18 protein-coding genes are annotated in these 19,412 nt (G+C 61.0%); 8 read left to right on the top strand and 10 right to left on the bottom strand.

Annotation, left to right across the window (positions count from 1 at the left end; genetic code table 11):
* Positions 1-73: 73 nt before the first annotated feature.
* The 4 genes from ACWFSR_RS11705 to ACWFSR_RS11690 are packed head-to-tail and all read right to left on the bottom strand — an operon-like array spanning position 74 to position 4,041.
* Positions 74-811: an ABC transporter ATP-binding protein gene (locus ACWFSR_RS11705; protein WP_197106410.1), complete on the bottom strand. Its 738-nt coding sequence runs from the start codon at positions 809-811 to the stop codon at positions 74-76.
* On the bottom strand, positions 808-1,782 hold the full coding sequence (locus ACWFSR_RS11700) for an ABC transporter ATP-binding protein (RefSeq protein WP_197106409.1): 975 nt from the start codon (positions 1,780-1,782) through the stop codon (positions 808-810). Before ACWFSR_RS11700 ends, ACWFSR_RS11705 begins: the two co-directional genes overlap by 4 nt.
* A complete protein-coding gene (locus ACWFSR_RS11695) occupies positions 1,772-2,752 on the bottom strand; it encodes a branched-chain amino acid ABC transporter permease (RefSeq protein ID WP_197106408.1) in 981 nt (326 codons plus the stop codon). The genes ACWFSR_RS11700 and ACWFSR_RS11695 overlap by 11 nt, the downstream gene beginning before the upstream one ends.
* Positions 2,753-2,760: 8 nt before the next feature.
* Complete coding sequence (locus ACWFSR_RS11690) at positions 2,761-4,041, bottom strand: branched-chain amino acid ABC transporter permease (protein WP_197123279.1); 1,281 nt, start codon at positions 4,039-4,041, stop codon at positions 2,761-2,763.
* Between the two features lie 281 nt (positions 4,042-4,322).
* Between ACWFSR_RS11690 and guaB the strand changes: the two genes are divergently transcribed.
* Entirely contained in the window at positions 4,323-5,825 is a 1,503-nt protein-coding gene (guaB, locus tag ACWFSR_RS11685; RefSeq protein ID WP_197106406.1) for an IMP dehydrogenase, read from the top strand.
* 120 nt (positions 5,826-5,945) lie between these two features.
* Here the strand turns inward: guaB and ACWFSR_RS11680 are convergent, their stop codons facing one another.
* The 3 genes from ACWFSR_RS11680 to ACWFSR_RS11670 are packed head-to-tail and all read right to left on the bottom strand — an operon-like array spanning position 5,946 to position 8,303.
* Positions 5,946-6,764 (bottom strand): ABC transporter permease subunit, encoded by an 819-nt coding sequence (locus ACWFSR_RS11680; protein ID WP_447522433.1) that lies wholly within the window; start codon positions 6,762-6,764, stop codon positions 5,946-5,948.
* Positions 6,761-7,675, bottom strand: a complete 915-nt coding sequence (locus ACWFSR_RS11675) for an ABC transporter ATP-binding protein (protein ID WP_197106404.1) — start codon at positions 7,673-7,675, stop codon at positions 6,761-6,763. Before ACWFSR_RS11675 ends, ACWFSR_RS11680 begins: the two co-directional genes overlap by 4 nt.
* Before the next feature lie 25 nt (positions 7,676-7,700).
* Complete coding sequence (locus tag ACWFSR_RS11670) at positions 7,701-8,303, bottom strand: TetR family transcriptional regulator (RefSeq protein WP_447522432.1); 603 nt, start codon at positions 8,301-8,303, stop codon at positions 7,701-7,703.
* An 81-nt stretch (positions 8,304-8,384) separates the two neighbouring features.
* On the opposite strand from ACWFSR_RS11670, the gene ACWFSR_RS11665 reads away from it, so the two are divergent.
* The 5 genes from ACWFSR_RS11665 to guaA are packed head-to-tail and all read left to right on the top strand — an operon-like array spanning position 8,385 to position 14,138.
* Entirely contained in the window at positions 8,385-9,506 is a 1,122-nt protein-coding gene (locus ACWFSR_RS11665; protein WP_197106402.1) for a GuaB3 family IMP dehydrogenase-related protein, read from the top strand.
* 40 nt (positions 9,507-9,546) lie between these two features.
* Positions 9,547-11,274 (top strand): glycerol-3-phosphate dehydrogenase/oxidase, encoded by a 1,728-nt coding sequence (locus ACWFSR_RS11660; RefSeq protein WP_447522431.1) that lies wholly within the window; start codon positions 9,547-9,549, stop codon positions 11,272-11,274.
* The gene (locus ACWFSR_RS11655) at positions 11,271-12,083 is read left to right on the top strand and encodes an SURF1 family cytochrome oxidase biogenesis protein (protein WP_447522430.1); all 813 of its coding nucleotides are present in this window, start codon (positions 11,271-11,273) and stop codon (positions 12,081-12,083) included. The genes ACWFSR_RS11660 and ACWFSR_RS11655 overlap by 4 nt, the downstream gene beginning before the upstream one ends.
* 4 nt (positions 12,084-12,087) lie before the next feature.
* A complete protein-coding gene (locus ACWFSR_RS11650; RefSeq protein WP_197106400.1) occupies positions 12,088-12,546 on the top strand; it encodes a DUF3817 domain-containing protein in 459 nt (152 codons plus the stop codon).
* A complete protein-coding gene (guaA, locus tag ACWFSR_RS11645; protein WP_197109502.1) occupies positions 12,543-14,138 on the top strand; it encodes a glutamine-hydrolyzing GMP synthase in 1,596 nt (531 codons plus the stop codon). The genes ACWFSR_RS11650 and guaA overlap by 4 nt, the downstream gene beginning before the upstream one ends.
* Positions 14,139-14,213: 75 nt before the next feature.
* Here the strand turns inward: guaA and ACWFSR_RS11640 are convergent, their stop codons facing one another.
* The 3 genes from ACWFSR_RS11640 to ACWFSR_RS11630 form a co-directional block, all read right to left on the bottom strand.
* A complete protein-coding gene (locus ACWFSR_RS11640; protein ID WP_197109503.1) occupies positions 14,214-15,017 on the bottom strand; it encodes a Bax inhibitor-1/YccA family protein in 804 nt (267 codons plus the stop codon).
* Between the two features lie 79 nt (positions 15,018-15,096).
* Positions 15,097-15,507, bottom strand: coding sequence for a hypothetical protein (locus tag ACWFSR_RS11635; protein WP_231599646.1), 411 nt, complete (start codon positions 15,505-15,507; stop codon positions 15,097-15,099).
* A gap of 88 nt (positions 15,508-15,595) precedes the next feature.
* Entirely contained in the window at positions 15,596-15,886 is a 291-nt protein-coding gene (locus tag ACWFSR_RS11630; RefSeq protein ID WP_197109505.1) for a DUF4190 domain-containing protein, read from the bottom strand.
* A 75-nt stretch (positions 15,887-15,961) separates the two neighbouring features.
* On the opposite strand from ACWFSR_RS11630, the gene ACWFSR_RS11625 reads away from it, so the two are divergent.
* Positions 15,962-16,963: a glycerophosphodiester phosphodiesterase family protein gene (locus tag ACWFSR_RS11625; protein WP_447522429.1), complete on the top strand. Its 1,002-nt coding sequence runs from the start codon at positions 15,962-15,964 to the stop codon at positions 16,961-16,963.
* 12 nt (positions 16,964-16,975) lie between these two features.
* On the top strand, positions 16,976-19,381 hold the full coding sequence (locus ACWFSR_RS11620; RefSeq protein ID WP_447522428.1) for an ATP-dependent helicase: 2,406 nt from the start codon (positions 16,976-16,978) through the stop codon (positions 19,379-19,381).
* Positions 19,382-19,412 lie beyond the last annotated feature (31 nt).

The following is a 19,412-nucleotide window of genomic DNA, read 5'->3' as shown; positions in this document are numbered from 1 at the left end:
GTCGCCCTTAACGCAGTGATGCCCCGTCCGGACGAATCCGGGCGGGGCATCAGGTGTTGCGAAGTGCTGGTGGCTAGGTGCCGAGGGTTCCGAGGTAGAGGCCAATAACCTTGGGGTCATTGAGCAACTCGCGCCCGGTGCCTTCGTAGGCATCGTGGCCCTGGTCGAGAACGTAGCCGCGGTCACAGATTTGCAGGCAACGACGTGCGTTCTGCTCAACCATGATCGTGGTCACGCCGGCCTTGTTGATCTCCGATACGCGGATGAATGCCTCATCCTGCTTCACTGGCGAGAGTCCAGCAGACGGCTCGTCGAGAAGGAGAACGTGCGGATCCATCATGAGTGCGCGAGACATGGCGACCATTTGGCGTTCTCCACCCGAGAGTGAACCCGCGCGCTGCTTGAGGCGCGACTTCAACTCGGCGAAGATGCCAGTCACAAATTCGAGACGCTCATCGTAGATCTTGGGGTTTTGGTACAGCCCCATCTGAAGGTTCTCTTCGATCGTCAGGCTCGGGAACACGTTGTTGTTTTGCGGAACAAAGCCAACACCGCGCGCTACAAGCTTGTTTGCTTTGAGCCCGGTGATGTTGTCACCGTTGAGGGTGATTGATCCGCCGCGCACCTGTACCTGGCCGAAGATTGCCTTCAACAGGGTCGACTTGCCGGCACCGTTCGGACCAATAATTCCGATCAGTTCACCCGGGTTAGCGACCAAATTGCAGTCGTTGAGGATGTCGACGCCGGGCAGATACCCTGCGGTCAGGTCCTTGACGTGGACAACCGCATTCTCGGTAGGGATTGCGTTCACTTGCCGGTCTCCTTGCGGTTAGCGATGTTTTCGTCGAGGTGTTTGACCTCCGCGGCGAGTTCGATCGCTTCAGTGTTGAGTTCGCCTTCGATGCGGCCCGTGACGATTCCCAAGTCGACATCCTGATGCGAACCGAGGTACGCATCGATGACGGCTTGGTTCTTCATGACCTCATCCGGGGGACCTTCAGCAACGACCTGACCTTCAGCCATCACGATTACCCAGTCGGCGATGTGACGCACCATGTGCATGTCGTGCTCGACGAACAGCACCGTCATGCCCTCTTCCTTCAGGTCGAGGATGTGGTCGAGCAGCGACTGAGTCAACGCGGGGTTAACCCCGGCCATGGGCTCATCCAGCATCACCAGCGTCGGCTGGCTCATGAGGGCGCGAGCCATCTCGAGCAGCTTGCGCTGACCACCGGAAAGGCTGGCGGCGAAGTCAGACGATTTGGCGTCGAGCTTGAACTTCTTGAGTAGAACGATTGCGCGTTCTTCGATTTCGGCTTCTTGCTTGCGCCAGAGGCTGGGGATCATGGCGCGGAAAATGTTCTCCCCGATCTGATCCTTTGCGCCGAGTTTCATGTTCTCAAGAACCGTCAAGAGCCCGAGGGCCTTCGTCAGCTGGAACGTGCGCACCTGGCCGAGGCCGGCCACTTTGTGCGCGCCCATTCCGGCAAGCGAGTGGCCATCGAAAGTCCACTTGCCTTCGTCGGGCTTGTCGAAGCCGGTCAGAAGGTTGAACAGCGTCGTCTTACCGGCACCGTTCGGACCAATCAACGCGGTAATCGCATTGCGGGGGATCTCGACGTGGTCGACGTTCACCGCGGTGAGGCCACCGAAGGTTCGACGAATTCCGTCAGCGATGATGATCGGGTCGACCTTGGCGACACCAGGAACGATGTCACCCTTGTGGAGTCCGGTTGTCTTTGCTCGCTGCACCGGCGCAGCCGATGCGTCATTACTTGACAAAGGTCAGCTCCTTCTTGTTGCCGAGGATGCCCTGCGGTCGATAGATCACGAGCAACATCAGTGCCACACCCACAAGGATGAAACGCACCGTCTGCGACTGCGTCGTGGTCATGAACGGCAAGAGGCCGACGTTGACCATGGCGGGAAGCAGGTTGCTCAGGAGGGTTTGCACACCCCAGAAGATCACCGAACCGATAATCGGTCCGAAGATCGTTGCAGCTCCACCGAGCAGCAACGCGGTATAGACGAAGAACGTGAGCGACGTGACATACACGCCGGGGTTCACCGAGGCCGGGAGGGCGTAAATGATTCCACCCATGGCACCGAAGACACCACCGAGCATGAGCGACTGCAACTTGTACGAGAACACGTTCTTACCGAGGGCGCGCACGGCATCCTCGTCTTCACGGATTCCCTTGATCACTCGACCCCACGGGCTGCGCATGACAGCCCAGAGGATGAAGGCAGCAAGCGCCAGAATTGCGATTCCGAAGATGCGAACCCACCAGCCGTTGGCGTTGTACTCCCACGGGCCGAAGCCGTAGGTGCCGTCAGGAATCGGGTTGAACGCACGGAAGCTCTCGTGGTAGCCACTCAGTCCATCGGCAGAGCCGGTGTACTTGTCGAACGTCGTGGTCAGGAACAACAGACGCACAACCTCGGCGGCCGCAATGGTCACGATCGCCAGGTAGTCACCGCGCAGTCGCAGGGTAGGAATACCGAGGATCAGGGCGAAGACAAGCGAGCCACCGACACCGACGAGCATGCCGCCCCACCACGGGAAACCGAAGGTGAGGATCGAGATCGCGTAGCCATAGGCGCCGATCGCCATGAAGGCGGCCATACCCATATTGAGCAAACCGGTGAACCCGAAGTGCATGGCAAGTCCGAGCGCCGCAAGGGCGTATCCGATCGTTGCCGGTGCAATCAGTGATGACCCGGTGTTGGAGAGAATTTGCAGAATATCCATGAGCGGCCCTAACCTATTCTCTCTTTGCGACCCAAGATGCCTTGTGGTCTGAACAACAAGACGATGATGAGCACGCCGAGCGCACCCACATACTTCAGGTCGGATGGGATGAAGAGGCTAGACGTCTCAACAAGAACGCCGACGATGATCGAGCCGACAAGCGCACCAAATGCTGTGCCCAGTCCACCGAGGGTTACCGCTGCGAAGACGAGCAGCAGAATCTGCGCCCCCATATCCCAGCGGATGCCTGGACGGAAGTAGGCCCACAGCACACCGGCGAGGCCGGCCATGGCTGCAGCGAGGATCCAGACCACACGGACGACCTGGTCGACGTCGATTCCGGATGCCGCTGCCAGCGACGGGTTGTCAGAGACGGCGCGAGTTGCCTTACCGATCTTGGTCTTAACGAGCCACCACGCGAAGATCACGATCACGACGATGCTGATGACCATGCTGATCATGTTGGTTTGGCTGAGCGATACCGATCCGAAGAGCGGAATATCGGGGGAGTCGGAGCCGGGCAGTTGCTCGGTTCCTCCTCCACGGAAGTACTGGAAGGTATAGCGCAGTGCCAGCGACAGACCGATTGACACGATCATGAGCTGAACGATACCGACGCCCTTCTTGCGCAGCGGTTTCCAGAGCGCGGCATCGAGTGACCACCCGAAGCCGGCGCTGAGGAGCACGGCAAGGGGTATCGCTATCCAGACGGGCCAACCGAGGTCGACCGACACAATTAGTGCCATCACCGCACCGAAGGTCACCATTTCTGCGTGCGCAAAGTTGGAGAGCCCGGTGGTTCCGTAAACGAGCGAGATGCCAATGGCCGCGAGGCCGAGCATCAGTCCGAAGTTCACGCCGTTGACGATACGTTCGACGAACTGATCGAAGAAGCTCGTGACGTTACGTTCACCGCGGCCGATAAAGAAGTTCATGACGGTCGAGCCACTGGGGCCGATCATCGCCTCTTTGACGTTGGGAGTGTCGTCGTCGCCCACCTCGTCGATTACCGCAATGCCCTCGGGCAGCGTGTCTTCGTTGAGCGTGACAGTGAATTCGTCACCGTCGGGAACGCCGACTTTCCAACGACCATCAGCATCCGTGGCTACTTCAACCTCGTAGCCGCCGCCAGAGATGGTGAGAAGTACACCCTCTAGCGCCACGCTCTCGAGCTTGACGTTACCGATGATGCTGTTGTCGTATTCGTCGACGTTAACCTCGTCGGCCATTGCAGGCATGGCCATCAGAGAGAAGGCGGCAGAAAGAGCAACAATGAGTGCTACAAGCACTCCTCGTCTATTTTTCCGTCGCGTGCGGCGATATTCCGCTGTGTTCACAGGACCTCCAGGAAGGGACCCAGCCGGAATCAAGAATCCCAGCGGGTTCTGACGTGTCGACGGCAATGACGACACCGGCCGATTGCGGTCCGACATACAAATGCTTGTCGGGTACAAAGCGGTGAAGCCATTATGCGGGGGAATGTTCTGGCATGAAACCCGTTAATATTGATTGGCCGGAGATTTAACACAAGATCACCGGTTTCGCGCTCCCGCCGTAAGGAAGATTTAACATGGAACAGCCAGACCCCTTCGGCTTCGTCGGCCTCACCTATGACGACGTAATGCTTTTGCCCGGGCACACCGACGTAATTCCAAGCGATGCTGACACCAGTTCACGTCTCACCCGCAGAATCCGGGTGTCTTCGCCGCTTATTTCATCGGCAATGGACACGGTTACCGAGGCTCGAATGGCCATTGCGATGGCCCGCAACGGTGGTCTTGGGGTGCTTCACCGCAACCTCTCGATCGACGATCAGGCGGCCTACGTCGACAAGGTCAAACGCAGCGAATCGGGCATGATTACCAATCCGGTAACAACTACGCAACAAGCGACTGTTGCCGAAGTGGACGCCCTCTGTGGCCAGTTCCGTGTCTCTGGTCTTCCTGTCGTGGAAGAAGACGGAACACTCGTCGGAATCATCACGAACCGTGACATGCGGTTCATCGAGCCAGAAGATATGGATTCGGTGCTCGTGCGCGACGTCATGACGACGACGCCGCTCGTGACCGCTCCAGTCGGTATCGACCGCGAGGGCGCCATCGCCCTCCTGAACAAGCACAAGATCGAGAAGCTGCCTCTCGTCGACGACGCAGGCAAGCTCAGTGGTCTCATCACCGTCAAGGACTTTGAGAAGACCGACCAATACCCCAACGCCACTAAAGACGAAGAAGGACGACTGCGCGTAGGAGCGGCAATTGGTTTCTTCGGCGACGCGTGGGAGCGCGCCGAACGCTTGCGCGATGCTGGTGTTGACCTCATCGTGGTCGACACCGCCAATGGCGAGTCCGCTGGCGTGATCGATATCGTTCGTCGCCTCAAGGCTGACTCGTCGTTTGACGCGATCGACATCATCGGCGGCAACGTTGCTACTCGCGCGGGTGCTCAAGCGCTCATCGATGCAGGGGTGGATGCCGTCAAGGTCGGCGTTGGCCCCGGATCGATCTGCACGACCCGTGTCGTGGCCGGTGTCGGAGTGCCGCAGGTGACCGCCGTGTACGAAGCGTCACTCGCAGCGCGGGAGGCCGGCATCCCGGTCATCGCTGATGGTGGCCTCCAGTATTCCGGTGACATCGCCAAGGCACTCGTTGCCGGTGCTGAGACCGTCATGCTCGGTTCGTTGCTCGCCGGAACCGATGAGAGCCCCGGCGACCTCATCTTCCTCAACGGCAAGCAGTTCAAGAGCTACCGCGGAATGGGTTCGCTCGGTGCCATGCAGACGCGAGGCAAAAAGACGTCCTACTCGCGCGACCGCTACTTCCAGGCTGATGTGCCGTCGGATGACCAGCTCATCCCTGAGGGCATCGAGGGTCAGGTTCCTTACCGTGGCCCGGTTTCCACCGTCATGTACCAGTTGCTCGGTGGTCTTCGTCAGTCGATGTTCTACACGGGAGCTCGCACCATTGAGGAGCTCCAGCAGAAGGGCAAGTTTGTGCGGATTACCGCCGCAGGCTTGAAAGAATCGCACCCCCACGACATCCAGATGGTTGTTGAGGCGCCGAACTACCGTCGCTAACACGCGCACTCGTCTTGGCCATTGCGCCCGGAAATGAGTGAGCGAGAGACGCTGAAGGCCTGCTGGAGCAATTGCTTCCAGCAGGCCTTCTGTCGTGAAGGGAGGTGTGTGCGTGCGCCCTTAAGCGGAGACGTCGCGGCGGTTGAAGACGACTCCGCCGAGCGCGAGCACAACGGCCGAGATGCCGAAGATGAGGCCGAGGGAACCCCCGTCGACTCCCTCGCTCAGCGGTGAATTGCCGAACGCCCAGTGGTACGGGGAGAGGTTGTGGAGCCATTCGACATCGGCACTTTGGTTGCCGAGCGAGTTGAGAATGTAGCCCAGCAGGGAGATTCCGGCCGCAGCGGCGGAGGCGAAGGCGCGGCGACCGGTGATGGCGCCGACGGCGAGGCCGAAACTGGCTGCGAGCACTCCCAGACCGAGTAGCGCCGCGCATCCAGCGACCACGTGGGCAGGCTCGAGGCCGATTCCCGAGGAATCGTTGAGCGCGAGAATCAGCAGCGCTGAGACGATGCTGAGCCATAGCAGTCGGAGCATGACGCCGAGACTGCGCTCGACCATGATCTGCACTCGGGAGACGCCGTGGGCGAGAGTGAGTTCGAGCGAACCCGATTCTTCGTCGCCTGCGATTGCGGCCGAGCTCCACAGCGTGGCGGCAATGGTGAACAGAACGAATCCGATCAGGCCGAGGAACGTGGCCTGGACATAGCCGGCGCCGCTCGTGAGGTCCTCGAAACCGAGAGTGCTCGAAAGCCCCTCGGGAATCGATTTGATGACCTCATCGAAGCCCGCGTTCTCGCCCGAGAACGACGAATACAACGGAACGTAGAGGAAAATCGCGCCGGCAACTCCGGCAGTCCAGCCGAGCAGGCCACGCCAAGAATCAGCGAGATTGCGGCGAGTGAGCGGGAGAAAGCTGGCGCTCGTAGGCTGACTCATTTGGTTGCCTCATTCGAGTAGAGATCGATGACTGACGATTCGAGATCTTGCTCTTCAACCCGGAGGTCGACCACGTGGAACGGGGCGATCGCCTTGACAAGCGCGTCGATGTGTCCCTCGACCGTGCCGGTGACTTGCACCACATCGCCAGCGGTGACGGCGAGATTGTCTAGTTGAGGCAGCGCAATCAATGCCGTGCGGATGTCGTCGGCTGCGGCATCCGTGAAGTCAATGACAACGCGGCGAATGGCGCTCGCTCGCAGGCTGGCAACGTCACCGACTTTTACTACGGTGCCGTTGCGCAGTACCGCGACCTGATCGGCAGCGTTCTGGATTTCGCTCAAGACGTGAGAGCTGAGGAACACCGTTTGGCCATTGTGTTGGGCTTCGCGCACCATCGAGAGGAACTCTTGTTGCACCAGAGGGTCGAGGCCGCTCGTAGGTTCGTCGAGCACGAGAAGTTTCGGCTCGTGCATGAAGGCCTGCACGAGCCCCAGCTTCTGCTTGTTGCCTTTGGAGAGAGTGCGTACGTGGCGGGTGAGGTCGAGCCCTAAACGCTCAGAGAGCGCGTCGATGCGGCCGGGCGCGACGGGGCCGCTGATCGCGGCGTAGTGCTTGAGTAGTGAGCGGCCAGTGATGCGGCCCTCGAGGAGCAGTTCCCCCGGCAGGAATCCGATGTCGCGGCGCAGCGCAGCACCGCCAGCGATGGGGGACTTGCCGAGCACCGTGGCGCTGCCGGACGTGGGGCGAATGATGTCAAGCAGTAGCCGCATGGCGGTTGTCTTGCCGGCGCCGTTGGGACCAATCATGCCGAACACGCTGCCGGTTTCGACGGCGAGGTCGAGGCCGTCGAGGGCACTATTGCTGCCGTAGCGCTTGGTGAGCGCGTGGGTTTCTATGGCGTAAGTCATGGGTGGGGCCGGAGCCCGGTCCTTCCTAGGAGGGAGTGGTTGAGGGGGTGTAAATGCCGTGGGTGTAGAGCTCGAGGGCGGCGTTGCCCATGCGGCTGAGGCTGTCGAGGCCGAAGTGACTGCTGCCGAGGCTGCGAGCGATGTGGCTTTGCAGGGTGAGTGTCGACAGGCTGTGGGTGACGAGGAGTACAGCGCGGGCGTGCTCGTCGGCGGTTGGCGTGATGGCGCCGCTGGCTACTCCCTCGCGCAGCATCGTGTGGGACATCTCGACAAAGCGGTCGAAGAGGTCGGCGCCCGCGACAGAGTCATCGGTGAAGAGGCGACCCAGGTAGATAAGCCAGGGCTCGAAGGTGGCGAGGTCGGCGTACCACTCGCTTACTGCCGCGCTCACGTCTCCTTCGCCCAGTCCCGCTTTGCGGTGGGTGACCTCCGTGATGATGAAGTCATCGCACGCGGCTTTGAGTTCGCGCATGCTTCCAAAGTGGTGGATGACGAGGCCAGCGCTCACGCCGGCCTCCGTTGCTACGGCGCGGGCGCTCGTTGCGGCGAACCCGTTACGCCCGATGAGACGAATTGCGGCGTCACGGATGCGGGCTTTGGTGGTGGAGTCATCCGATCTTGAACGCATGTTTAACAAACTAAACAGTTGTTTAATGGTTGTCAATGGTGGACAGGTTCCACCCAATCCTCGGCGCGGTAGGCTGGAGTAGTGAATGATTTCGAGATTGGCCGCGCCAAGCGCGCTCGCCGCGTCTACTCCTTTGATGACATCGCTATTGTGCCGTCGCGCCGTACGCGTGACCCCCGTGATGTGTCGGTGAGCTGGACGATTGACGCCTACACGTTCGACATCCCCGTGATCGCTGCTCCGATGGACTCCGTGGTCTCGCCAGCAACAGCAATTGCGATGGGAAAGCTCGGCGGGCTGGGAGTGCTCGACCTCGAAGGGCTCTGGACCCGGTACGAGAACCCCGAACCCGTTCTCGAAGAAATCCGTTCGTTGCCCGCCGACCAGGCGACCGCACGGATGCAGCAGCTGTATGCCGAGCCGATCAAGCCCGAGCTTGTCACTCAGCGTCTCGCCGAGATCCGCGAAGCCGGAGTGCCCGTCGCTGGCGCACTAAGCCCGCAACGCACACAAGAGCTGTACCAAACAGTGGTGGATGCCGGAGTCGACCTGTTCGTCATCCGCGGCACGACTGTGAGTGCCGAACACGTCTCCAAGACGACTGAGCCGCTCAACCTCAAGGAATTCATCTACGAACTCGACGTGCCCGTGATCGTGGGCGGTGCCGCAACCTACACCGCAGCACTGCACCTCATGCGCACCGGAGCCGCCGGAGTGCTCGTCGGATTTGGTGGCGGAGCCTCCAGCACCACGCGCACTGCCCTCGGCATCCACGCTCCCATGGCAACAGCGGTTGCCGATGTTGCTGGCGCCCGCCGCGACTACATGGACGAGTCGGGTGGACGCTACGTTCACGTCATCGCCGATGGTGGCCTCGGTACCAGTGGCGACATCGTGAAAGCGATCTCCGTCGGCGCCGACGCCGTCATGCTCGGCAGCACCCTTGCCCGCGCGACCGAAGCTCCTGGTGGCGGTTACCACTGGGGCCAAGAGGCGCACCACTCCGAACTTCCCCGCGGAAACCGTGTCGAAGTTGGGCAGCTTGCTCCTCTCGCAGAAATCCTTAACGGGCCATCGTCACACCCGAACGGTCAGTCGAACCTCATCGGTGCGCTGCGTCGCTCGATGGCCACCACCGGCTACTCCGACCTCAAGGAATTCCAACGGGTCGATGTTGTTGTTGCTCCGTACAATCCGCTGTAGCTAAACCCACGTTTACGTCAACTGGCGCTGGAGGAAAACAATGGTCACACTTCGATCGATTGCCCCGACAGCGCCACTGAGCGCTGAGCAACGAACAGCAGCCATTGCGGCGCTGCGCGACACTGAACTCGACATCCTCGTGATCGGTGGCGGCATCGTTGGCACGGGTAGTGCCTTGGATGCCGTGACGCGCGGCCTCAACGTCGGCATGGTTGAGGCGCGTGACTGGGCCTCGGGCACGTCGAGCCGGTCATCGAAGCTCGTGCACGGCGGCATCCGCTATCTGGAACAGCTCGACTTTCGGCTGGTGCGCGAAGCGCTCAAGGAGCGTGGCTTGCTCTTGCAGCGTCTTGCTCCTCATCTCGTGCGGCCGGTGCGATTTCTTTATCCGGTGACGAAGCCGATCTTTGAGCGGCTATATATCGGTGCCGGAATGTTGCTCTACGATCTTCTGAGTTACACGGGTGGGCGACCTCCCGGAGTGCCTCATCACCGTCACCTGACGCGCGGCCAGATGCTGCGGGCGGCGCCGAGCTTGCGCGCTGATGCCTTCCGCGGCGGACTTACGTACTACGACGCTCAAGTCGATGACGCCCGCTATGTATCGACGCTCGCGCGCACCGCGAGCTTCTACGGCGCTCACGTTGCGAACCGTGTTCGGGTCGAAGATTTTGTCAAGGTCGGCGAGCGGGTTGTCGGTGTGCTGGCGCACGATCTTGAGACGGGCGAGAAGTTTGAGGTTCGCGCCAAGCAGGTTGTCAACGCCACCGGAGTGTGGACCGATGACACTCAGGCGATGGTCGGTACGCGTGGCCAGTTCAAGGTGCGAGCGTCCAAAGGGGTGCACCTTGTGGTGCCGCGCGATCGTTTCCAATCGAAGCTGGGGCTGCTGCTGCGCACCGAGAAGAGCGTGCTCTTTGTGATTCCGTGGGGCCGTCATTGGCTCATCGGCACCACCGACACCGACTGGGATCTCGACAAAGCGCATCCCGCTGCCACGGCGGCCGATATCGACTATTTGCTGGCGCATGTCAATAAAGTACTGGCCGTTCCGCTGACCCGTGATGATGTCGAAGGTGTCTATGCTGGCCTCCGCCCGCTGCTCGCGGGGGAGTCAGACCTCACGTCAAAGCTCAGCCGCGAACACATTGTCGCCCACAGCGTTCCCGGTCTCGTTGTTGTCGCCGGCGGCAAGTGGACGACCTACCGCATCATGGCCAAGGACGCTGTGGATGCCGCGGTCGACGCTCTCGACGGCAAGATTTCGCCGAGCATCACCGAAGAGGTCGCACTGCTCGGGGCGGAGGGCTACCGGGCTGCATGGAACAAGCGCGCCGCCCTCGCGCGCAGTTACGACGTGCACAAGTCGCGCGTCGAACATCTTCTCAACCGCTACGGCGTGCTCGCCACCGAGGTGCTTGAGCTTGTGCGCGCGACGCCAAGTCTGGCCGAAGCGCTCCCCGGTGCAGACGACTACATCGCAGCCGAAATCGTGTATGCCACGAGTGCCGAAGGCGCGCTTCACCTCGACGACGTGCTCGCTCGCCGCACACGTATATCGATTGAGGCATGGGATCGCGGAGTCTCCGCTGCGCCCGTCGCGGCAGAACTCATGGCTGGTGTGCTGGGGTGGGATAAAGCCCGTACTCAGACGGAAGTTGAGCGCTACCTACAGCGGGTCGATGCAGAATTGGCGAGCCAAAAGCAGCCCGACGACGAGTCGGCTGACAGGGTTCGCCTCGCAGCACCAGATATTGTTAGCGAGTGAGTACGAGCAATTCCCCCCTGAGCACGCCAGCCCCCAGCACTGAGCCAGCGACGATGTGGGAAATCGCGCGTCGACCGCGCTGGATCGGCGCCCTCGTCTTGGCTCTCGCTATTGCCGCCAGTTTCGCAGCCCTCGGCCAGTGGCAGCTCAGCCGCAGCCTCGAGGGTGGCGAGATCACCGCGCAACAGAGCGAGAGCGTCGTTGAACTCGATTCGGTCGCTACAGCCCAAGAACCGCTGTCGTACCTCACGACAGGTCAAACGGTCACGCTCACGGCTGAGCTCATTGCGGGCGACTACGTCATCCTCTCCGACCGCAACAACGACAACCAAGGAATGGGCTACTGGGTCGTCGCTCATGGAGTCGAACCGAGCGGTGCGAGTATCGCCATCGCGTTGGGCTGGGCCGAGTCGGCGGATGCCGCGGCATCCGCTATCGCTGATTTAGACACGATGGCGACCACGCTGACGATCACCGGAAGGCTGCTGCCAACCGAGTCGCCCCAACAGTCTGACTTTGAAGAGGGGGAGCGCAGCGCACTCGCTGTCTCTGAACTCGTGAACCTGTGGTCAGAGGTTCCGGCGGGAACCTACGGCGGATATGTCATCAGCTTCGATGCTCCCGCAGGTCTCGAGACGATTGATTCGCCCCCGCCATCGACCGAGGTTTCGCTCAACCTGCTCAACGTGTTCTACGCCGTTGAATGGGTAGTGTTCGCGGGATTCGCCGTCTTCCTTTGGTTCCGCCTTGTGCGGGATGTGTGGGAAGAGGAGCGCGAAGCTCGCAGCTCTGACGCGGCCGTAGACTAGAGCCATGGCTCTCGGTCCCCGGCTTTCAGATATTCCCAGCATTCGACGCACTCTTTCGTTCTACAAGGTGTCGTCGATCGTCACCGGTACCTTCCTGCTTGTGCTGTGCCTCATGATGATCTTTCGCTACGGACTGGGCGGCGACATCGAGCTCAACGGCCCTTCCGCTTTCTTGACGCTCACGCCAAAAGAGCTCGTGCAGGGCATCAACGTATCGACCATCATTCTGATCGTTCACGGCTGGCTTTACGTCTTCTACGTCGCCGCAGACTTCATCCTGTGGCGCCTCACGCGTTACTCGTTCCTGCGCTTCCTCTACATCGCCCTCGGTGGTGTCATCCCTTTTCTGTCGTTCTTCCTCGAACGTCAGGTACCGCGACTCGTTGAGACGAAGATCGCGACCCTCGAATCCGCTGCAGCTGCGAAAGCGGCCGGCGCTGACTCCGCAAAGGCAACTGCATGACCGACTCCACGGCCACATCCGCAGACACGAATGCTCGCCCCGTGCTCGTCGTCGACTTTGGCGCCCAGTACGCGCAATTGATCGCACGTCGCGTTCGCGAAGCCAACGTGTACAGCGAGATTGTTCCTCACACCATCACCGCTGAAGAGATCGCGGCTAAGAACCCAGCCGGCATCGTGCTGAGCGGTGGCCCCTCAAGCGTGTACGAGCCTGGCTCGCCCGACCTTGACCCTGGCATCCTCAAGCTGGGTGTTCCTGTCTTTGGTATTTGCTACGGCTTCCAGGTGATGGCCCGTCAGCTCGGCGGCACCGTCGCGAAGACGGGGCTGCGCGAATACGGCGCTACCGACATGACTGTTCAGGGCGGTGGTGGAAACCTCTTGGGCGACCAGCCGTCAGAGCAAACCGTCTGGATGAGTCACGGCGATGCCGTCACTGAAGCTCCGGAAGGGTTCGCCGTGTTGGCGAGCAGCGAAGCGACTCCGGTTGCCGCGTTCTCCAGCGTTGAGCGCGGGTTGTATGGCGTTCAGTGGCACCCCGAGGTCAAGCACTCGACGCACGGTCAAGACCTGCTCGAAAACTTCTTGCACGACGCTGCGGGCATCCCCGCCGACTGGAACAGCGGCAACGTAATCGCTGAGCAGGTCGACCGTATTCGTGAACAGGTCGGTTCGGCCAAGGTCATTTGTGGTCTTTCTGGCGGAGTCGATTCCGCTGTCGCTGCCGCGATCGTGCACAAGGCTGTTGGCGACCAACTCGTCTGCATTTTTGTTGACCACGGCCTGCTGCGTCAGGATGAGCGTCGCCAGGTTGAAGAGGACTACGTCGCCTCGACCGGTGTGCGACTCGTCACCGTTGATGCCGTTGACCAGTTCATGGATGCTCTCGCCGGAGTCACTGACCCCGAGACAAAGCGCAAGATCATCGGCCGCGAGTTCATCCGCAGCTTTGAGAACGCCGCAGAAGCCCTCGTGCTTGAGACGAAGGGCAGCGAAGACACCGTCAAGTTCCTCGTTCAAGGAACGCTCTACCCGGATGTTGTAGAAAGTGGCGGAGGAACCGGCACCGCCAACATCAAGAGCCACCACAACGTCGGCGGGCTCCCCGAAGACTTGCAGTTCGAGCTCGTCGAACCGCTGCGCACCCTGTTCAAGGACGAGGTGCGTGCGATCGGTCGCGAGCTGGGATTGCCGGAGGTCATTGTTGGCCGCCAGCCGTTCCCTGGCCCCGGCCTCGGCATCCGCATCATCGGTGAAGTCACACACGACCGTCTTGAGCTGCTGCGCAAGGCCGACGCGATTGCTCGCGCCGAGCTCACCGCTGCTGGTCTTGATGACACGATTTGGCAGTGCCCCGTAGTTCTTCTCGCCGACGTTCGTTCAGTGGGTGTGCAGGGCGACGGTCGTACTTACGGTCACCCGATCGTGCTTCGCCCGGTGTCGTCGGAAGACGCGATGACCGCCGACTGGACTCGACTTCCGTACGACGTACTCGCCAAGATTTCTAACCGCATCACCAACGAGGTGGATGGGGTTAACCGCGTGGTTCTCGACGTCACGTCGAAGCCGCCAGGAACCATCGAGTGGGAATAGCGCTTTAACGACAAAGCCCCCGTCACTCGGCTACTGCCGAAGTGACGGGGGCTTTGTCGTTGCGAGACGGTGGCGCTAGTCGCGAAGGATCGCGAAGAAGCGCAGCAGCTCGAGGTACAGCCACACGACGGTGATCATGATGCCGAAGGTGCCCTTCCAACCGAAGGCGCGGGGTGCGCCGTTGGCGGCACCCTTCTGGATGAAGTCGAAGTCGAGCACGAGCGAGTACGCCGCCATGATGACGACGAGCACACCGAGAACGGCACCGAACGGAATACCGAGGATGGGGATTTCCGCGCTGCGGAGGCCGAAGGCGTCGTCGGTCGCTCCGGTGAGCATCATGACCATGTTCACGAGCGCGAAGACCATGTAACCGACCATCGCGATGAGGAAGACCTTGGTGGCCTTCTTGGATGCACGAATCTTGCCGCTCGCGAAGAGTGCGAGCGTGACGCCGACAACGACGATCGTCGCAATGACGGCCTGGGTGACGACTCCGCTATAGGCGTTCTCGTAGAAACGCGAGATGCCACCAACGAAAACACCTTCGACCGCCGAGTAGGCAAGGACGAGGGCGCCGGAGGGCTGCTTCTTGAAGATGTTGACGAGGGCGAGTACGAAGCCCACGAGACCAGCGCCCATCCACAACAGTGGCATGTCGGCAATCCAGCCGATGGCGGCGCCGACGAGCAGAAGCGCGAAGGCTCCTACGGTCTTAGCGATGGTGTCTTCGACGGTCATGACATCGCCGGAGTCGGGAGCCGACTCACGGTTGTACATGTCGTTAAGTTTTTGGTTGGATACCTGGTTCGCGACGGCGATTCCGCCGCGCGAGCTAAATGCAGCATCGCGGGAGAAAGCGGGGTTATTGAGTGCCATGATTCCTCTGGTTGGTGTGGTGTCACACGTTTGTGACGCACCCTTAAAACTACCGGAGTTCGCTGAGAAATGCCGCGTTTTAGCGCCGGGAGGCTGCGCTGACAGCGATCAGCCGAGCAAGCCAGGCTGCCGCCACGAGAACGACGAACGAAATGGCGAGTGCCTGAGGCATCTGCGAGTACTCCTGATAGAACCGCGGCAGGATGATGCCGTTGGCAATCGGGAGGGCAAGCGCGAGATACGAGATGAGCGGCCGGTGTCGCACGATGAGCCAGCACAGCAGCGGAATCACGAGGGTCCACATCGACATGGGGCCCGTGAGCATGAGCCAGATTTGGGTGACGGCGGGCAGGGCCACGATCATCCGTCGCCAGCCTTTGGCGGGCATGATCGAGTACCCGACGACCGTCGATGTGGTGCCGATGAGCAAAATGATGAGCGTGTAGTTGTTGGCGCCCTGCAGATGCATTGCGCCCGCGATGATGAGCACTAACCCCGCGTAATAACGGTCAGCGTAGTGACCCCACTTCAGCGGAAGGCGCCGGGTTGGTTCCCGGAACCGTCTCGGTGTCGGTGGCTTAGCGGCCATTGGTGAGCAGCGAGTACAACAGAATCGCCCACACGACTAGCCACACGTAGCCAAGAGCGGTGGCAATGATCGCCATGGCTTTGCCGCGTTCGCCCGTCTCTTTGATCTGGCGAAGGGCTAAGTGGCCGAAGATCAGTGCGGGAGGCCCGCCAATCGCGGCCAAGATGAGCGCGAGAATCGCCAGAGGGCTTGTTCGTTTCGCCGCCAGAGGGGCCGGGCGCGCAGCATCAGCGGACGTGGGTTCTCCGCAATAAATGCAGAACTTCCACTCCGGTTGCACTGTTGCAGCGCATGACGAACACTCGGGCATATCTAAATATTAGTGGTTGGTCGCGAAACGCATATTCTTGAGCCAATGAGCACCACCATTCGCCCGCTTGTGATCGGGCACCGCGGGGCAAGCGGATACCGCCCAGAACACACTCGAGCCGCCTACGAGCTCGCATTCACCCTCGGGGCGGATGCCGTCGAACCCGACATTGTGGCGACGAGGGATGGCGTGCTGGTGTTGCGCCACGAGAACGAGATTTCGGGCACAACAAACGTGGCGGAGCATCCGGAGTTCGCGGACCGCCGCACGTCTAAGACCATCGACGGCACAGCGATGACGGGCTGGTTTACCGAAGACTTCACGTGGGAGGAACTGAGCACCCTGCGGGCTCGCGAGCGGCTGCCCGAGGTGCGACAGGCGAGTACCGCCCACAACGATGCCTCGCCCATTCTGCGATTGGCTGACCTGCTCGAAGTTGTGGATCAGCATCCGGAGGCTGAGCGTCGCCCGCTGAAGATCGTGGCCGAGATTAAGCACGCGAGTTACTTTGCGTCAATCGGGTTGCCGCTCGACGAACTCTTCGCTCGCGACGTGAGCGGGTGGGCGACAGCCGACAATCTGATCATTGAGTCTTTTGAGCAGAGTGTGCTGCACAGCATCCGGGATCGTGGGGTTCTTGGCCAGCTCGTGTTCTTGCTCGAGTCGAGTGGGGCGCCGTCAGATTTGATTGCCCGCTTCGGCTCGAAAGCGCGGAGTTATGCCGATCACCTCAGCGACGACGGGCTTGCACAGTTGGCCCGCGAAGTCGACGGAATCAGTGTCGATAAGAAGATGCTGATGGTGAAAGACCTCGCCGGTAACCTCACCGGCACCAACGATCTCGTCGAGCGCGCCCATGCGGCCGGACTCCTCGTCTTTTGTTGGACGCTGCGGGCCGAGAATCGTTTCTTGCCCAAGAATTTGCGCTCGAGCAAGCAGCCAGAACAACACGGTGACTGGCGAGCGGAGTTTCGGATGCTCCTCGATTCCGGTCTCGACGGTGTCTTCGCTGACCAACCCGACCTCGCCGTCACCGCGCGCGGGTAGAGTCGAGGGGCCATGACGACTGCTCTTGACCCTCACGACCCTGGCCGTTCTGACGACGGGGATTCCATTAGCGACCCTCTGCTCGACGGGCTGAATCCGCGTCAACGGGAGGCGGTTGAATACCGCGGGCCTTCGCTGCTGATCGTGGCGGGTGCTGGCTCGGGTAAGACGAGCGTTCTGACGCGGCGCATTGCCGGGCTGTTGCGTTCGGGAGAAGCCTGGCCGAGCCAGATTCTCGCCATCACCTTCACTAACAAGGCTGCCGCCGAAATGCGGGAGCGCGTAGGTGCCATCGTCGGCAACACCGCCGAGGGCATGTGGATCTCCACGTTCCACTCCGCCTGCGTGCGCATTCTGCGGCGCGAAGCTGAAGCCTTCGGATTCTCCAAAAACTTCACGATCTACGACTCGGCCGACAGCAAAGCTCTGCTCAAGCGGATTCTCAAAGAACTCGACGCCGACATGTTCGGCCTCACGGTCAGCAAGGCCGCGAACCGCATTTCGCAGCTCAAGAATGAGCTAACCGACGTCGACGGTTTCGCACGGGATGCCAACATGAGCGACCCGACAGAGAAGAAATTCCTCGAGGTCTTCCGTCGCTACACTCGCGGCCTCAGCGACGCCAACGCCTTCGACTTTGATGACCTCATCGGGCAGACCGTGTACCTGTTTCGGGCCTTCCCGCAGATCGCGGCTACCTACCAACGTCGCTTCAAGCACATCCTTGTTGACGAATACCAGGACACCAACCACGCGCAGTATTCGCTCATCCGCGAGCTGACGCGGCCGCCGGCTCCCGAGCAATTCGAGACCTCGCCCGGCGTGCTCATCGCCGGCTCCAGTAGCGAGGCGGATGCCGCATCGCTGACGGTGGTCGGCGACAGCGACCAGTCGATTTATGCGTTCCGTGGGGCCGACATCCGCAACATCGTGGAGTTCGAGCGCGACTTTCCGAACTCGACCGTGATCTTGCTTGAGCAGAACTACCGCTCGACTCAGACGATTTTGGATGCCGCCAACGCGGTCATCTCCCACAACTTCGATCGTAAAGACAAGAAGCTCTTCACGACCGTGGGTGCCGGCGACAAGATCGTGGGCTTCACCGGCTACTCGGGCCACGACGAAGCCCAGTTTGTGGCTGACGAGATTCAGAAGCTGCACGATCAGGGCGTCGCGTATAAAGACGTCGCCGTCTTCTATCGCACCAACTCGCAGACGCGTGCGCTGGAAGAGATTTTCATTCGCGCGGCCCTGCCGTACCGAGTGCTCGGTGGCACCAAGTTCTATGAGCGCGCGGAAATCAAGGATTCCTTCGGCTATCTGATTGCGGTCGCCAACCCGGCCGATCCGCTGGCTTTGCGTCGCATCATGAACACCCCGAAGCGAGGCATTGGCCCGGCGACTGAAGCGGCGCTGCAGGCGTGGGCGGATGACCGGGGTATGACCTTGCGCGATGCGATGCGCAACGCCTCCGAGCTCGGCCTCGGCCCTAAGGTCACGAAAGCGATCGTCGGTTTGGCTGAGGTGCTCGACGAAGTGATGGCGAAGGTGGAGACATCCAAGCCCGCTGATATTTTGACCGAGTTGCTTGAGCGCTCGGGTTACCTGACGGCACTGCGTGCTTCGCAAGACCCGCAAGATGAAGCGCGCGCCGAGAACGTTGACGAGCTCGTGGCGGTGACGAAGGAGTTTGGCAAGAACAACCCCGACGGCACCCTGCTCGACTTCCTCACCGAGGTATCTCTCGTGGCGGCGGCCGATGATCTGGATGACTCCAGCGGAACCGTGTCGCTCATGACGCTGCACACCGCGAAGGGCCTCGAGTACGACTCGGTGTTCCTCACCGGCGTCGAAGAAGATCTGCTGCCGCACCGCATGTCGGCCAACGAGCCGGGCGGTCCCGCCGAAGAGCGTCGACTGTTCTATGTCGGCATTACGCGAGCCCGCAAGCGACTCTTTCTCTCGCTCGCCATGACCCGCGCCCAGTTTGGCGAAGTCAACGTGGCGATGCCGAGCCGCTACCTTCAAGAGATTCCCACCGAACTTATCGAGTGGAAGCAATCACCCGGAATGGCGAACTCGCGCGGCGGAACCCAGTCCCGTGCGCTCAACGCTCGCCGCGACGGCAGCGGTGGCGGAGGTTCGTGGTCCGGTTCGCTCCGGGCAGCGGCATCCGGCGGTCTCCCTCCGGCACCGCCGCGCGCCAAGACCGAGTGGGCCAGCCCCATCACGGCAACCGTGCGCGACAACGGTGACCTCACACTGGCGGCGGGCGACCGCATCCGCCACACTGATTTTGGTGACGGAACCGTGAATCAAGTCACGGGCGCTGGCCCTAAGAGCATCGCTGACGTTCAGTTCGACACCGCAGGGCGAAAGCGCCTGCTGATCAAGATTGCTCCCATTGAGAAACTTTGATTCTGAAGCAACGGCGAACTCTGGCAGCCCA

Source organism: Salinibacterium sp. NYA9b, assembly GCF_976973725.1.
Note: the sequence above shows the minus strand (reverse complement) of the source record. Positions and strands in the feature narration are given on the sequence as shown.

What these genes read in the sequence shown, in the direction of transcription:
- ACWFSR_RS11695 (WP_197106408.1), bottom strand. Translation starts at nt 2,752, where the DNA reads ATGGATATTCTGCAAATTCTCTCCAACACCGGGTCATCACTGATTGCA.
- guaB (WP_197106406.1), top strand. Translation starts at nt 4,323, where the DNA reads ATGGAACAGCCAGACCCCTTCGGCTTCGTCGGCCTCACCTATGACGAC.
- ACWFSR_RS11680 (WP_447522433.1), bottom strand. Translation starts at nt 6,764, where the DNA reads ATGAGTCAGCCTACGAGCGCCAGCTTTCTCCCGCTCACTCGCCGCAAT.
- ACWFSR_RS11675 (WP_197106404.1), bottom strand. Translation starts at nt 7,675, where the DNA reads ATGACTTACGCCATAGAAACCCACGCGCTCACCAAGCGCTACGGCAGC.
- ACWFSR_RS11670 (WP_447522432.1), bottom strand. Translation starts at nt 8,303, where the DNA reads ATGCGTTCAAGATCGGATGACTCCACCACCAAAGCCCGCATCCGTGAC.
- ACWFSR_RS11660 (WP_447522431.1), top strand. Translation starts at nt 9,547, where the DNA reads ATGGTCACACTTCGATCGATTGCCCCGACAGCGCCACTGAGCGCTGAG.
- ACWFSR_RS11650 (WP_197106400.1), top strand. Translation starts at nt 12,088, where the DNA reads ATGGCTCTCGGTCCCCGGCTTTCAGATATTCCCAGCATTCGACGCACT.
- guaA (WP_197109502.1), top strand. Translation starts at nt 12,543, where the DNA reads ATGACCGACTCCACGGCCACATCCGCAGACACGAATGCTCGCCCCGTG.
- ACWFSR_RS11640 (WP_197109503.1), bottom strand. Translation starts at nt 15,017, where the DNA reads ATGGCACTCAATAACCCCGCTTTCTCCCGCGATGCTGCATTTAGCTCG.
- ACWFSR_RS11625 (WP_447522429.1), top strand. Translation starts at nt 15,962, where the DNA reads ATGAGCACCACCATTCGCCCGCTTGTGATCGGGCACCGCGGGGCAAGC.
- ACWFSR_RS11620 (WP_447522428.1), top strand. Translation starts at nt 16,976, where the DNA reads ATGACGACTGCTCTTGACCCTCACGACCCTGGCCGTTCTGACGACGGG.